Genomic DNA, 17,579 nt, shown 5'->3' with positions numbered 1-17,579 from the left:
CATGAAAGAATTTTCAAAGAAATTTTTAATATACATATTGACGCTTACATTGTTGGTGGGCACATTCACATATGTTACTACAGGTGGTGTAAGAGCAACAGACAATTTTGACGGCGACGTTATGGATAATCCATGGGGTGCATTGTTTAGTACAACAACGGCGAAAGAAAGTAAAACAACTAGAAAAGAAACAACAACAGAAACAGTAACAGAATCAGGAACAACAACTGAAAAAGGAACGGGAACAGGAACAACAACGGAAGCAACAACATCAGATAATACATCGGATTCAGCAGGTATCACTACAGAAGAAAAAAATACAGGTGACAATGCCACGGGAAGTGATGACAACACAAGTCAAACTAATACGACAAATAATAACGCAACAGAAACTAAGACAATGGTTACTGACGAGAGTGTTACAACAGAACCGTTACATACAATAATAACAGCAAGTACGACAGACAAAATCACAAAAACAACTAAAAAGGTAAGTGTGAAGTCTACCAAAGTAAAAAAAGCAACTAAGAAGAAAAACTCAAAAAAGGTTTATTTGAAGTTTAAGAAAGTTAGCAGTGCACAAAAGTACCAGATTCAGATTTCAGTAAACAAAAAGTTCAAAAAGAAAATAATTAACAAAAAAGTAAACAGTAAGAAAATAAGCAAAAACTCAAAAACAGTAAAATTTGTATTAAAAAATAAGAAGCTCAAGAACTCGAAAAAACTCTATGTTAGAATTAGAGCTATTAAGGTAGTAAAAAATAGAAAATATTATAGCAAGTGGAGCAAGCCTAAGAAAATAAAGATAGTGAGAAAGTAAAGGAGAGAACATGAAAGAATTTTCAAAGAAATTTTTTATATACATATTGACGCTTACATTGTTGGTGGGCACATTCACATGTGTTATTACAGGTAGTGTAAGAGCAGCAGACAATTTTGACGGAGACGTTATAGAGAATCCATGGAAACAGCCTGATGACAACAATAAACCAGGAGATATAACCATTGATGATCCGGGCGTTGCTGCAATAACAATAAAAAAGAAAGATTTAAAAATTTCCATTAAGTCTGCGACAAAGAAGAAAAAATCTAAGACAGCGAAGATTGTTCTTTCAAATAGCAAAGTAAAAAAGAGTATAAGAAAAAATGTTGAATATCAAATCAGATATTCAATAAAGAAATCTATGAAAAAATGTAAAACAAAAACTTACAAAACAACAAAGATAAAATTAAAAAAAATGAAAGCAGGGAAAAAATATTACATCAAGGCAAGAGCTTTTGTTAAAGGTTCCAACGGAAAGAAGATTTATGGAGCTTGGACGAAAGCGAAGAGAATTAAATTGAAATAATTATTATGAGTCGTAGTAAAAAAACATACTTTTTCTTATTAATTTAAGCGGGGAATGCGTTACGTGAAGATAAGTGTCACGTAGCGCATTTTCTGTTTTATTATGAAAAAAACATAAAAACGAATAAAAATATTTTTATTGAAAAATCGTTGACTGTAAAAAATACATAAAGAAATTGTATGAAAATCTATTAAATAAAGGGTTTGTGGAATAGAAAAAAGTAAAAACAACTAAAAACTCGAAAAAACGTTTTTTTGCTTGTTTTAAGGGTGATTTAAAAGATATAATTTAAGGGTGCAAGATTATTTAAGGGAGGAATTAAGATGTCAAAAGTATTGAAAAAAATCACAGCTATAATGCTCACTTTAGCTATGGTTGTAACAATTTGTCCACAGGGCAAGTTAATCAGTATCAAGGCTGCAGACGCAGAAGATAATACACCATACAATCTTTCAAATGGTAGACCGGCTTATGCTAGTTCACAAACCGGAAGTGGTTCTGCGGCAGAACTTGCAGTCGACAACGATGAAAGCACACGTTGGCAGGCTAAGCAGGACGACACAAATGAATGGTTATATGTTGACCTTGGAAAAGAGGCAGATATAGACCACATTTATTTACGTTGGGAAGCAGCGTATGCAAAGCATTATCAGATCCAGATTTCAAATAATGAAGATGACTGGACAACAATTTATGAGAAAGGAAACAAGCCGGGAGCTTTTGTAAATATGGCTTTCTCATATGAAGTAAACAAGTTTAATACAGAAAAAAATCTATATGAAGTAAGTGCAAAATGGACACCTGTTGAAAATGCTGTATACAGTGTTTACGAAGGTGACAAGATAGTACAGGCACCTGACAATTTTAAATTTGATAAAATTGGTCAGGATGGCGGAAATCTTGGTTTGACAGAAGGCACACATGAACTTGAGGTTAGAGCTTACAATAAAGATAACCCAGAACAACTTGTAGGTAGTGCAAAATGTACAGTAGAAGTTAAGGCAGACGGCAAAGGTAATAATGGTGTAGAAATTGACGAAACTGCAAAACTTAAACAGACAATTTCAAAAGAAGAATTAAGTAGTACAAAGGCAAGATATGTTAGAGTTCGTACAACAGAAAGAGCTACAGCTTATGGTAGTTCATTATACGAATTCCAGGTATGGGGTACAGGTGGTTCAGCAAAGAGACCTGTAAACTATGGCGAAAATCTTGCATTAAATAAAACAGTAACATGTTCAGGTACAAGAGATGAATGGTGGATGAAGGATGATCAGGGAAATATTAAGCCTGATGCTTACAATAATGTTAAGCCTGAAAACGCAGTCGACGGAAATACTTCAACTTCATTTACATCATATCAGGGAGATAACCAGTGGTTGACAGTTGACTTGGGACAGGCATATACAGTAGGAAGAATTGCTGTAGATTGGACTTCTGACGCCGGTAAGATTTATGATGTATTAGTTTCAAGTGATAACAAAACATGGACAACTGTTCATCGTGTACTTAAGGGATATGCTAACGCTACAGATAATTTCACTTTATATCAGACAGGTGTAAGATATGTAAAAGTATTAGGTTACACAAAAGTAGAAAGTGGTAGTGGTATTGGTATTAAAGAACTATCAGTATATCAATATAAGGAAGGGGATAGCAAAGAAAATGAAACTATTCCAGATCTTCCAACAAGACAGATTTTAAGAGCAGGAAGTGGTTCATACGTTTCAGGAGAAATGTACAACGAAAAGAACAAACTTCCAACTTTCGTAAATGAAAAGAACATTAAGACACCTATCGATTCAAACAGCTGGTGGTCATCAGCAATGGTACAGACATTTAGTAACTTACTTTGCGCGACACCACTTAAAGCATCATTCTCTAAGAAAGGGCTTGGAGTTTTACTTGCAACAGCAGGTTGGGTTCCAGAAAGAACTGAAACAACATTAGGTACTGACCAGAGTACAGAAACATCAAGAGATTTTTATTTGGTACCTGAAACACTTGAAACAACATCTGCATACGACAGAGTTGAAAATTACGGTGATTATTCTGTTGAATTAGGTCTTATGGATGAAGATGGTCTTAAGATGAAATCAACAGTTGTTAAAGGTTCACCATATATCTTCAATGAATTCAATAAGGATACTGTTGTATACTTAAGCGGTGAATCTATTACAGAATTCTTTAATGGAAAAGGCGAACAGATATTAGCTAAAAAAGGTGATACTGTTGTAACAGACCATATTGGATTCAAAACATTTGATGATGAAAACACAAAGGCAGTTAATGAGGGTACATACTACGAATTAAATGTTCCTGAAGGAACAGAATTCAAGGTTATGATTGCAGGTGGAAATTATAAGATTAAGATTACATTCCCATCAGCAGACCAGAATTATTTATCATTAGCAGGTATGAACAGTAAAGATGATATCGAAACTTACTATCAGCATGGATATGCTTTTGTAACAGATACATTAGTAACTTATTCATATAACAAAGATAATTCAAAGATTATTACAAATTACAAAGCAACTACAAAGTTAATGAGAGAAGGTTTCTCAAATGTAACGATGCATTGCTTATTCCCACATCAGTGGAAACATAGCGCAGATGTTGAGGGCGATAAGACTTTCACAACATATCCTTCAATCAGAGGTGATATGAAGTCAATCTGGGCTAATGAATATTCAACAACACAGCAGTTCTCAGGTTTATTACCTACATTCGCAAAATCAAACAGCAAGATGTTTGATAGCAATGAAATGAAAGATTACTTAAATCAGGTAGTAGCATCAAAGATGGATACAGCTCCTGTATCAGATGCTTACTGGGAAGGTAAAAACGTTCACCCACTTGCAATCAGTGTTCTTATGGCTGATCAGTTAGGTGAAACAGAAATTAAAGAAAAATTGTTATCAAAATTAAAGAGCATCATGGAAGACTGGTTCAACTATGATGGTGGGGATGATAGATGTTACTTTATCTACAATAAGGATTGGGGAACATTATATTATCCAGACAGTTCTTTCGGTGCTAACGCAGCTATCTGTGACCACCACTTTACATATGGGTATTTTATGTTTGGTGCAACAGTATTAGCAACATACGACAAAGAATTTTACAATGATTATAAAGATATGATTGAACTTATGGTTAGGGACTATGCAGATTCTGAAGAACCTGAAGATGATGGAAATATGTTCTGTAAGTTCAGATCATTTGACCAGTATTCAGGACATTCTTGGGCTGGTGGATATGCTGACAGCGATTCAGGTAATAACCAGGAATCGGCTTCAGAAGCATTATTCAGTTGGGTTGGTATGTACCTTTGGGGGGAAGCAACTCAGCAACAGAAGTGGATTGATGCAGGTGCATACGGATTCACAACAGAAATGGATGCGGTAGAACAGTATTGGTTCGATTATGATGAAACAAACTGGTTAGGAGATCATCCTGACAGAGATGCTGATAAAGTATATGATTATCCATTCCAGGGAACAGGACAGATTTACGGTGCATCAATGGGTTATGGTACGTATTTTGGTGGAGAACCATTATATGTATACGGAATTCAGTGGTTGCCAATTTCTGAGTACCTTACAAACTATGGTATGAATCAGGAAAAATGTAAAAAAGTATACCAGGGATTATGGGATGATACAAATTATGCCATTGAAATCGAAAGAAAGTTACATGAAAAATATGTAGCAGAAGGTAAGACAGAGGATGCCGCATGGCATAACCCTGATACTTATGCAACACCTGATACAGGTTGGCAGCATATTACATGGCCATTCTTATCACAGACAGATGCAACAAGTGCATATAACTTGTTTGAAAAGAATGTAAGTAAGGTTCAGGTAGAAGATAGAGCAAATACACTTTGGTTTGTTTCAGCAATGGACGAAATTGGTCATAGAACAAATGACTATATGGTAGTTGGTAATATTCAGGGTTCTGTTTATGTAAAAGATGGAAAATACACAGCAGAAGTTTGGAACCCAACATCAGGAAGAAAAGTAGTACAGATTAAGAAGGCAGATGGAACATTAGTTGGTAAAGCAAGAATTGAAGCAAACTCAACTGTAAGCTTTAAGATTGATACAGAAAATTACTTCGCATACAAACAGGTTAAGAAACCTACAATTACAGCAACAGCTCTTAAAGATGGTGTTGTAACAGATGATGTAAACGGAACAACAGAATTTTCTGATACACAGTTAGTAGAAATTTCAGCAGAAGAAGGCGCAACAATCTACTATACAACAGATGGTTCAGCTCCAACAAAAGACTCAAAGAAATATACAGGTAAGATTTTAGTATCAAGTGATACAACAATTAAGGCAGTTGCAGTTGAAGATGGATGTATTGATTCATCTTATGCAGCAGCAGTATTGAAGATTGATGGAGATACAGTTCAGGGTAGCGATAACTTGTCAATTGAAGCAACAGCAACAGCTTCTTCAGAAGATGGTGCAAATGTTGCCGCAAATGCAATTGATGGAAATGGTAGCACAAGATGGAAATCAAAAGATAATGATGATGAATATCTTCAGCTTAATTTAGGTTCTACAAAAGTTATTAACCAGGCTGTTATTACATGGGAAGCAGCATACGCTGAAAAATATGAAATTCAGGTTTCTCTTGATGGAAAAGAATGGACAACAGTTGCAACACAAAGCGGTAAAGTCGGCACAGTTACAACTAACTTCCCAGCAACAAAAGCTAAGTATGTAAGGATGAAGGGTCTTGCAAGAGGTACAGCTTACGGATATTCAATTTTTGAATTTGAAGTATACGGTGCCGTGAAAGCAACATCACCTGTAATTTCACCGGTTAGTGGTGTATATGATGGAAAACAGAAGGTAACATTATCAACTGTAGTTAAGGGTGCAGAAATCAAGTACACAACAGATGGTACTACACCTACAGAAGATTCTCCAACATACACAGCTCCATTTGAAGTTGATGGAACTACAATTGTTAAAGCTGTTACATATAGAAAAGGAATGATTTTATCAGATACAACAGAATCAGATATTATTATTAGTGGAACAGTTACAATTAATAGAAAAGAAGCAAGAATTGCAAGTGACAGATCAGTTCAGCTTTCAGCAATATCAAATGAAAAAGTAACATGGTCAAGTAGCAATACAAAAGTTGCAACAGTAGATCAGACAGGACTTGTATCAGGTAAAGGTGTTGGTGAAACTACTATTTATGCAACATTGCCTGGAGGAAGCAAGGCAGAATGTAAGGTAATTGTAACAAAACCTATACATGTTAAGTCTATTAGCATTCCTGAAACCTTTGAAATGAAGAACAAGTCTTCAGAAACATTGGAATTAACAATTAATCCTGAAAATACAACTGATGAAATAACTCCTGAATGGAGCTCATCAAATGACAAGGTAGCCGTAGTTAATGAAAATGGTACAGTAACAGCCAAAGGTGAAGGTGAGGCAACTATTACTGTTAAGGTTGGAACATTTACAGCAGAATGTAAATTAACAGTAGGACCTGCAGCAAGTAATGCAGAAATGGCAGTTAATAAGAAGTACAACAAGGCATTAGGCAAAACAGTAAATGTTTACCCAAGCAGACAGAATGAAGGTGGTACTGAAAAAGATATAACAGACGGTTCATTTGAAGGAAATTATATTTCACCTAAATTTGAAACAACTAATACATATTTTGAAATTGATTTAGGCGATACATATGATGCAGCTAAATTAGACAGAATAGTTATTAAGTATCATACAAATAATGATGGAACACTTCCTACTAAAGGATATAAGATTCAGTATTCAATTAACGGTGTTGACTTTAGAACAGTTAAGTCAGTTCCAGGTTCGGATTTAGCAAAGGCAAAGGAGAATGATCTTATTGATGAACAGAGCATGACTGGTGTTGAAGGCAATGTTAGATTTGTCAGAATATTCTACCCAGATGCAAATAATTGGGGATATCAGGTAAGAGAAATTGCTGTACTTAGTACAGAGCAGAATGCAGAGCCTATTGAGGTTGACAACTGCGATGAGGCTGATGATTTTACAGTAACATCAAACAAGTTCAGTGAAATTGAATACAATATTGTAGCAGGTGATAATAAGAAAGACTTTAAGTATAGAGTATTCCTTGATGGCAAGAGCGTAACTGATTTAATTGATGCCGGTGAGGGTGAAATTAGTGAAGTTGAAAAAGGAACTCATACAGTTAAGGTTGTAGCTTATGGCAACGGTCTTATGTCTAAGGGTATTACTAAGACAGTTGTAGTTGATGATGGTTCATTAGTTGATTATATTAGTACTGTTAGAAACTTAACTAAGGACAATGCAACAGTAACAGTTGAGGATATTAATGATGGTACTGAAGGCAGCAAGGATACTAAGATATTAGTTGATGGTACTATTTCAACTGAAAACGACAAAACAGTACAGACAACATACAGAAAGAAAGAGGCAACAGTAACACTTGAACTTACAGCTCCTGTTGATAAGAGTTTAGTTGAGGAATTATTAATTGCATTTAAGGCTAACAATACAAATGCGACAGCATTTAAGATTTACTTATCAGATGATGGACAGAATTATCAGTTGATGGCTGACAAGTCAGGTGTAGCCTATAAGAGTGCAACAGAAGTTAAACTTGATATGGACAAGTATACAAAGGACACTGTTAAGTTTGTTAAGATTGAACTTACAGACGGCAATGCAACTTGGGGATATCAGATTTCTGAAATTGCATTAATGGGTACTAGCGTGTTTATGCCAACTGAAGCAGAAGGTCTTGTAGTAACATCAGATGAATTTAACAAGATTACTGTTTCGTTTACAGGTGATACAGAACAGCTATACAATGTAAAGGTAGATGGAAAGGCAAAACAGATTAATGTTAAACCTGGTACATATACAATTGAAAGAGTAAAAGGTGGTTCACACGAAGTTGTTGTTACAGCTATTAAGAATAGTATTGAATCAAAAGGTATCTCAGAGACAATCGTTGTTAAGTCAGCACCAACCACAAAGAGTGTGAATGATGATGACGAAGACGATAATGACTTTACAAGACCTGGCGAGACAACAAAGCCAAGAGAAACAACGCCAAGTGGTACAACAAAACCAGGTGAAACAACAACATCAGGCACAACAACAAAGCCAGGAACTACAACAAAGCCAGGTACAACAACTAAGCCTGGTACTACAACAAAATCTGGTACAAAGGTTACTCTTAAGAAGGTTAAGATTAAGAAAGCTACTAAGAGTAAGAAATCTAAGAAGGTTAAGATTAAACTTAACAAGGTAGCAGGCGCTACAGCTTACCAGGTTAAAGTTTCAATCAAGAAGAACTGCAAGGGCAAGAAGAAGGTAACTATTACTAAACTTGTTAAGAAGGCAAACTTCAGCATTAACATTAAGAAACTTAAGAAATCTAAGAAGTATTATGTTAAGGCAAGAGCAGTTAAGATTGCAAACGGCAAGAAAGTCTACGGCAAGTGGAGTAAAGCTAAAAAAGTTAAGTTTAAATAATTCTTAATAAAATAAATAATACTAAAATTCCAAAAAGAGGGCAGAAAATGTATAAAAATTGTTTTATGCATTTTTCGCCCTCTTTCTTAAAATAATAAAAAATAATAACAATATACTAAAAAGTAATAAAAATACAAACGTTATATAAGCATAATGCACAAAAAAAGCTTTGATAGTTATGCAGAATATAGAAAAAAAGCTTTTTCGTTGAAACAAAATATGCACAATGTTATACTTGAAAAATGATAAAACAATGATGGGTTAGTCTACCTTTTTTTAGAATTGACCTAATAATATAAAGAAAAAATAAGTAGTTTAGTGAAAAACGACGTTAATTAAGAGTAAATACTGTTTATAAAAAAGAAAGGGAGAAAAGGGAAATGAAGAGACAGATGAAAAAATTAATTTCAATGATACTTGCTATGGCTATGGTGGTTACAAGTATTAATTTTACTCCGAAAAATGTTAGTGCGGAGGATGATGGTAGTGGATGGACTACAATTTCAAATATGTTGTATCAATCCAGTAATACTCCTATGACTTTAAATTATAAGGTGGCAAAGGGCGCAGAAAGTAGTGCCATAGAAGCTTACGGTGACTTTTTTTTGCATGTGTATCCGGAAGGACTTACAGGTGCAGATAATGCAAAAATTTATTTAAACGAGGGGCAGACAACAACAGGAGAAACTGTGTTTGCAGGAATGAAAGACCATGATAATACAAGATATAACATAGGACTTGGTTTGACTGACGTAAATTTAAAGGCTGACACATATTATTCATTACGCTTTGTGTATGGCACACATGATGTTGTGTATTATTTCTATACAGGAAACAAAAATATTAAGGAAGAAACCACAACAGAAACAACCACAACAGAACCGAAACCTTCAATTACACTACAGGCTTTAACTAAAGCGTATGTGTACAACTATTCAGAAATTGATGGAGGATATAAGGTAAGTTTTACGGATCCAAATACTGTTACTGTTGAAAATGAGGCAACATATACATACACATTAAATATCAATGGGCAGACAATAGAAAACATTGCATCATCGGGAAGCAGTGTTGACTTAAGTAGCCTTAATTTAACAGAAGGTACAGTATATACTGTAACAATGAATGCTGTTTATAAGAAAGGTGATACTACTGTAACATCACCGGCTTCAAGTGAAACAACATTTACATATAGAGGAAAAACAACAGCATACGATAACGGAATCCCGCAGATTTTTATAAACTCATCAAGAGATACAAAAACAAAAGATATTAATTTATACACAGATACTACAAAGACAAAAGTTAATGCCTCTTTAATGATAAAAGGAGCAGACGGAAGTACAACAGAAGTTTCAAATTCAGGAACTGTAAATGTTAGAGGTAATTCAACATCTTTAGCTGACAAGAAAGCGTATAACTTAAAGTTTAACTCTTCAATTAATCCATTTGGTATGGGTTCAGCAAAGAAATGGAGTCTGCTTGCAAATATTTTTGATAAAACTTTAATAAGAAATCATATGGGACTTGATTTCCAGAGATATTTAGAGAGTACACAGACACCATTTGCAAATAATGTAAGCAAGGCGTTTACAAGCAACTGTAAAAATGTTGATTTATACGTGGACGGAAAATACTTGGGAACATACCTTTTAACAGAGTCGGTGGAAGTAGGAGCAGACAGAGTTAATATTGATACAAGTTACTATGACAAAACTACTGATGATGTAAAGGCAGATAGTACACCAACAACAGTTACAATTAATGGAACAGAGTACAAGTTATATGATGCCTTATTGGAATTAGCTAATGACAGCAGACTTGATACAGATGCATATTATTTTAAAACAAGTGTACTTGGACAGCAGTTTGGCTTAAATGATCCGGTATGTTCTACAGACATTGCGGGAAATAAATTAAATCCTAGTTTGAAGGAGAATAGTGCAGATGCTGTTAAGCCACAATTTGTAAATGATATTAGATCATACTTAGAAGGATTTGAAAATGTAATTAACAGTACATCATACAAAACATCTGATGCTCAGTTTGAAGATATGGAAAAATTCATTGACGTAGATTCTTTTGTGGATTTTTACATTACTTCAGAATATTTTATGACAAAGGATATAGGCTTTAGTTCTACACGTTTCTATATTAAAGATGGAAAACTATATGCAGGTCCATTGTGGGATCTTGACCTTTCAAGTGGTAATATTGATGACCATGAAAATGCAGAAGATTTCAGAAGTAAGAATTCATTTAAGTGGTTTGAAGTTTTAATGAAAAATAAGAACTTTTATAATAAAGTTGTAGCAAGATACAAAGAGTTATTACCAAAAATTAAATCTTTGTATGCTGACAATGGAGAAGTAGATACACTAGTAAGTGAAATCGCTAAGTCGGTTAAGACAAATTATGAGAATGCATACAACTACAAACGAGCTACAACTGATGACGAAAGAAATGTAGGCTGGGGTTACTCGTGGTTGTACGGAATTAGTGGTTCACTTGACGGGACAGGTGAAAAAACATTTACAAAAGATGAAATTGCAGCAGTAGGCTCATATGGCTCAGGCGTAATGCACGATACATATGAAGAGTATATTACTGAATATAAGACATGGCTTAAAAATAGAAACACATGGCTTATGAGTCAGTTTAATATAGGCGACGAAGATGCAGATTATTATAGAATTAGTGGCGCCGATGATTTAAACAGTAACGGTGTAGGAAAAGATACTGTTGACGGTCTTAATAATTATGTAAGATATGCAGGAGCAAGAGCAATTGCTTACTCACCAATTGCAGGGGACATTCCATCAAATGCCATTGATACCCAGTCAAATACAAAATGGGAACCATTGGATAATACAAGTGATAACTTTAAACTTAAATTAGGAAATACATATAACGTAAAGGAACTTTTGATTAAGTGGCAGACAGCCAGTGCTGCAGATTATGAGATAGAAGTTTCAACAGATGGTAAAATCTATAATAAAGTTGCTGAGTTTTCCGGATTAACAGGAGCAAGAACAGATAAAATAATTTTAAGAGATTCAGTAGAAGCTAAATATATCAGAATAGTGCCAACAAAGAGAAGTACAGGCTATCCTGTGGCAATATTTGATTTTAGCGTTTATGGAAGTGATAGCGAAAAGACAGCCGAAGAGTTTGTTGATGAAGTTGAAGATGCAACCCAGGAAAAAATTAATCCGGATAGCATTGCTAATGATGATTGGGAAATTGTAAATGAAAATAAGTCAAGCAGTGGCGCAACAATTTATATGACAAAAGCCAAAAAAGTCATAATGGCAGAACGTGAAACCATGTGTGGTTATTATGGAGCAAATACAGTTCAGGCATGGGGAAATATTTCTGATAATATGAAAGCACAAGGTATTTTCGGCTTTGTTGCTAAAGACGGTGGTACACCAACAGGAATTATTATTGATGGTGTTAGATATATGGATATTATAAATGCATCCGTTAATAAGTTAGTTTATGTAAAAAATGATTGTGTATTTATTAAGGACTCTTTGTTGGATGCGAAGAAAGGAGAAATCTCATACCATACCATTACCGTAGAGGGAAATAATTTAGGAACATTCCTAGTTAAAGTAGTGGGTGCTACATCTAAACCAATTACTCCAATGGGATTAAAGGTAGCACCGGACGGAAAAGGAATAATCAACGTAGTTTGGGGACAAAATGATGAAATGATCAATAATGGTCAAAAATATAATGTATACATTGATGATGAATTAGTGGCATCAGGAGTTGCATGTGGAAGTTATAATTATGAAGTAACTAATGGAACTCATACAGTAAAATTAACAGCTACATTAAATGGTTATGAATCAGATGCAGTTACGGCTACAGTTGGGTCCACGGGTGGTAAAGATCCGGGTGAAACAGATTCATCTACAGTAGCACCAACTGAAACAGCAACAGAAACACCAACTGAAACAACAAAAGCAGGTGAAATTGATGTGCCGGGTGATGCAAACTGGATTGATTTTGAAGGCTCAGATGGAGAGTACAAGTATTATATTCCATCAGAGTATAGCACAGCGTATGACAAAAAAGCCAAAAAAGTATTCGATACAACACTTTATATTGAATACAATTTAGGTGCTAAATTTACTTCAGTAAAATTAGATAATAAGGATTACACTATCACTGATGGAGCTTTTGTTAACGTCTTAAAAACAGATGTAGATGATTATAATGTTCATAAACTGGAAGTTGTAGACGCTAATAAAACGGATAAGGCTATTATATATTTGAAAAGAGCAAAGGCATCTGCTATAAAAGTTACATTCACAGACAATCAATGGGAAAAATATCGTAATGAAAGTATTACATGGAACAAAGTAGATGATGCCGTAAAATATGCAATTTATGCAGACGGTAAATTGTACATAACAACAGATGACGAGAATACAACATCAATATCAGTTCCTGCTTATGCTTTTGCAAAGGCAACAAATAACAACGGACAGGCAACTACAGTTGGAAAACATACAACAGCAGTTGTGGCAATCAAAAATGGAGACGAAATCAAAGAGACTCTATCAGATGTTGATTCAACAAGAGTAATGGGTTCAAATTCATTCCAATTGTATGTAAATTACATTTTCGGAAGTGAGACAAATTTGTGGAATCATACGGGAGTTGACAGCAAGTGGAATTTCACTATATGCGAAGGTGTAAATTCAGACATATCAACAGGGGCAGATGTAAAAGTAGATTACACAAATGATGGACAGGCTAATTTGACTTTTAACAATATGGGCAAACATACAGGAAGTGATCAGGCATGGACTATCAAAGCTGCAATTTATAATGAAGCAGCAACAAAGGGCGAGTTACAGAATTTATCTTTTAAGATATATGGACCAAAAGAGTTAATAGGCGAGACTATAAAGATAAAATGTTGTCCTGAAGAGTATGTAAATGGAGCATATTCAAATGTTATTTATGAAGAAAAAGAATATACATTTGAAAGGGCAAAAGATGGAAGTGCGGTGCTTAATTATTCACTTTCATTTAACTCAACAAATGATTCATACGATTTATTGTTTGGCTTAGGTTTACTTGATTTTAAAAATGCAACTAATAAAACTCTTACATTCTCAGATGCTGACATTAATACTGTATATGGAATTACAGATTTAAAGGCAACAGGTACAAATGTTGCAAGTGATGATGCTAAGGGCGATTTATTTATATCATGGTCATCTAATGTACCTGACAAAATGGCAGGTTCCTATAAATATCAGGTAGAAATTGATGGGGCACTTTATAAATATTCAGGGACTGAGGACTTGTTCCCTGGAACTGTAAACAACATAACAGCATCAGGATATTCAGTTGGTGAACATAAGGTTGTTGTAAAAAGTATTTACGATGGCACAGTTACGAGCTCAAAAGAAACAACAGCCATCATTTCAAATACAAAAAAACCTGATTTAGTTGTAACAGGAATGAGCATTCCAAAAGTGACACATTATATTGGTGAAAACTTACAGCTTAGTGTAACAATAAAAAATATTGGTAATGCAGTTGCAAAACCTGTAGCAGGAAAGAATCTTGTTGTAAGACTATATGAAGATAGCAATAACGGTGAAGTTTTAGGTAATAAAATATGTTACGCTAATACAACTGAGGCAGAGCAGGGAACTAGTCCTGGATATTTGAAACCGGGCGAAGAGTATACAGTTGTTTTTGATGTTAAAATTAATGAAAATCAGGATGGCTCAAATATATATAAATACAGAGCATTTGTAGATGCAGACAGAATTATAGATGAGGGAGAAGATGAGGATAACAACGAATATTCTAAGTCATACAAATTCTACGATCCATTAAAAGAAGTAACATTTGGAACAGAAAATGGAAAGATTACAGCAACATGGCCTGCATCTGATGATGTTAAGAAATACATCGTTGAGTATACTGTTGGTGATGAAACAAAAACAATGACAGTTACTGATAACAAGTGTAGTTTAGGTGATTTGGAACAGTTCACTGAAGGAACAACAGTAACAGTAACAACTGTAGGAAAAGATGATGATGAACATGTTCATGCAAAAGGAACACCAAAATCAGATTTGATAATTTCATCAGTATCAACTCCAAGTAATGCCTATGGAGTAGGGGATGTTATTCCGATTACAGTAACTATGAAGAATGTTGGCTTAGGGGTTGCAAAACCTAACAGAAACAATAACATGACTGTAAAGCCAACTAAGGATGGAAAAATAATTACGTCAGACATTGTTGCACCTAAATGGAGAACAATGGCAGAAGATGGTCTTGAACAGAAGTTAAATGTGGGAGCTGAGTTTACTCCAACAGTTACATTTAAGTACACTGTTCAGGAAAGTGATTTAAAAGAAGGAACAATTCATATAGGTGGCTACGCTGACGGAGAGTATGTAGTTGATGAAAGTGATGAGAACAATAACTGCACAGAAGTTGCTATAAAGATTATTTCAAAAGGAGCAGTTACATTAGACAGTAATAATGGTGACGGACCAGTCAAGGCAACATGGAAACAGTCAACAGATGAAAATGTTGACTCATACCAGATTCAGTACGTTGTTGATGGAAACATAATTAAGAAAACTATTAGCAAAAAGGAAGTAGACAGTGATGGTAATTATGTTTATACATTTGGAGATAATGAAGGTCTTGATAATCAGTCCCAAGTAAAAGTGTTAGTTAAATTTTCAGGAGATAAAAACTATTATAATTATGCAAGTACAACAGCTATGGTTGATTTGATAGTCAGCACTGTAAAGGGACCAAATGAAAACAACGAAAAAGTAAAAGTTAATGTAAACTTTGATTTAGTGGCAACAGTTAAAAATATCGGTACAGCAAAGTTATCAGCTACAGCAGATACTCAAGAAAATTATGGCAAAAAACTTTATGTGACACTTTGTAGACAGGAAGGGATAGAGCAGGTAGTGTCAGATGGTTATTATTTAGGCTTGAATGTTGGAAAAACAGCTAGTATCAGATTAAAAAATGTGTGTGCAAAAGAAACTGGAACAAAGAAGCTGATTATTAATGTAGATGATGCTGGATGGGATACAGAAGAAGGCAAAGATGTTGGATACATTCAGGAGTCTAATGAAAATAATAACAGTTACGAATATACTGTTAATGCAGTAATTGAACAAAATTCAATGGATTGGACAACTTTAAAAGAAACAGTGGGAAGTAATACACCATATCAATTTAAAGTGGCACAGGGAACTAAGAATGCCCGAATAGAATACAAGGTAGTTTCAACTAATAATCAGACACTTGATTATAAAGATATTATTGTAAAGTATACAGGTTATAACACAAGATATATGTCAATTGGTTTCAATCCAAACTACACTGTAATGACAGAAGTTAAGAATGATTCAACAGGTCAGGTTATCAGTACAGTTCCATATTGGGCTGCAATAACTAAGAACCAAGTTGATTCTAACATTCACGACCTGGATAACTGTACAATAATGGATGTTGAAGGTTGGGACATTGACGGTATTGGTGTAGATGGAAATGCTGTTCAAAAACCTAAAAAACCAGGAACACACTTTAACAGAGACGGAAACGGCTTCAACATGAACGTTGATGACTTTGATTTAAATGCATACTACTTATTGAAGTTATATAACAAAAATGGTGATTATGTAGTAGTTGCATTCAGAGTTACAGATGAAAATGGTGATATTGGAGACTGGACACAAATTCAGGGAAATAATATGGATAATTCAGCAATTCCTGTTTGTTACCACACAGCTCATCGTGAAGTAAAGAGTTCACTTTATTACGATAAGCATGATATTAAATTAAGTAATATTGCAGCTTACAACGGAAATCATATTTCTGTAGATTTGGATACACAGAACAAGATTAATCCAAATGCTAACAGAGTTTTAATTACAAGAGGTTTGTTAGACAGTAGCGGTGATATGATTATTCCTTCAGTAGATGGAACATATGTTGAGGAAGGAACAGAAACAGGTTCTTATTATGCATGTACAGGTGATTTGTTAAATACAAATTCAGTAGATTATTATAAGAGTGAGAGCAATTATGTTTCTTTAAGTGGATATGGAATTAATGGAAACAATAAGATTCAGATTATGCTACCTAATATGTTAGCGCAGATACCTGTTCATAGTGCTTTAGGTGGAAAAAAAGATAATGAATATTATTACATGAAAGTATATTGGGATGAGCAAAATTATCCGGGACAATATGTTTCTATTCCAATAAAGATTAAAGCAGATATACCTGAGATTGAAAAGGTTAATGGTTTAGTTGCTACAAACAGAGGTAGTTCGTTATCAATTTCCTGGGTTAATTCAACACAGCAGGAAGCTGATGGATATTTATATGATGTTTACATTGATGGTGAATTAAAGGCTCAAGATGTACAGGCAGGTTCATATAGCTTCTTAGGATATAATGAAATCGGTTCTACACATACCATTAAAGTAGTGGCAAAATGGTGTGAACAGACAACAGAAGATTCGGTAGAATACACTATTGTTGAGCCGGAAAAAGAACCTGAAGAAATAGTACCAGGTGAAGTACCTACATATCCTGATGACAATGATAACAGATGGATATTAATTTCAGGCCAGCATATATTACCTGTTTCAGAAGAAGGTTCACTTGGAAAAAC

Annotated in this window: 4 protein-coding genes; all 4 read left to right on the top strand. The window is 34.5% G+C overall.

The window, feature by feature from the left end; all coding sequences use genetic code 11:
• Position 1: 1 nt before the first annotated feature.
• Positions 2–820, top strand: a complete 819-nt coding sequence (locus ACZM4J_RS01840; protein ID WP_428245253.1) for a hypothetical protein — start codon at positions 2–4, stop codon at positions 818–820.
• 10 nt (positions 821–830) lie between these two features.
• The gene (locus ACZM4J_RS01835) at positions 831–1,349 is read left to right on the top strand and encodes a hypothetical protein (protein ID WP_428245254.1); all 519 of its coding nucleotides are present in this window, start codon (positions 831–833) and stop codon (positions 1,347–1,349) included.
• A 323-nt stretch (positions 1,350–1,672) separates the two neighbouring features.
• Positions 1,673–8,884, top strand: a complete 7,212-nt coding sequence (locus ACZM4J_RS01830) for a discoidin domain-containing protein (RefSeq protein WP_489485509.1) — start codon at positions 1,673–1,675, stop codon at positions 8,882–8,884.
• A gap of 380 nt (positions 8,885–9,264) precedes the next feature.
• Positions 9,265–17,579 (top strand): CotH kinase family protein (locus ACZM4J_RS01825; RefSeq protein ID WP_489485507.1); only part of this gene is annotated, 8,315 nt, incomplete at its 3' end.

Source organism: Eubacterium sp., from assembly GCF_057858645.1.
The sequence above is the reverse complement of the archived record's forward strand: the minus strand, read 5'-3'. Positions and strand labels throughout refer to the sequence as shown.

Excerpts from the sequence above, each read along its gene's own strand:
- ACZM4J_RS01840 (WP_428245253.1), top strand. The coding sequence starts at position 2 with ATGAAAGAATTTTCAAAGAAATTTTTAATATACATATTGACGCTTACA.
- ACZM4J_RS01835 (WP_428245254.1), top strand. The coding sequence starts at position 831 with ATGAAAGAATTTTCAAAGAAATTTTTTATATACATATTGACGCTTACA.
- ACZM4J_RS01830 (WP_489485509.1), top strand. The coding sequence starts at position 1,673 with ATGTCAAAAGTATTGAAAAAAATCACAGCTATAATGCTCACTTTAGCT.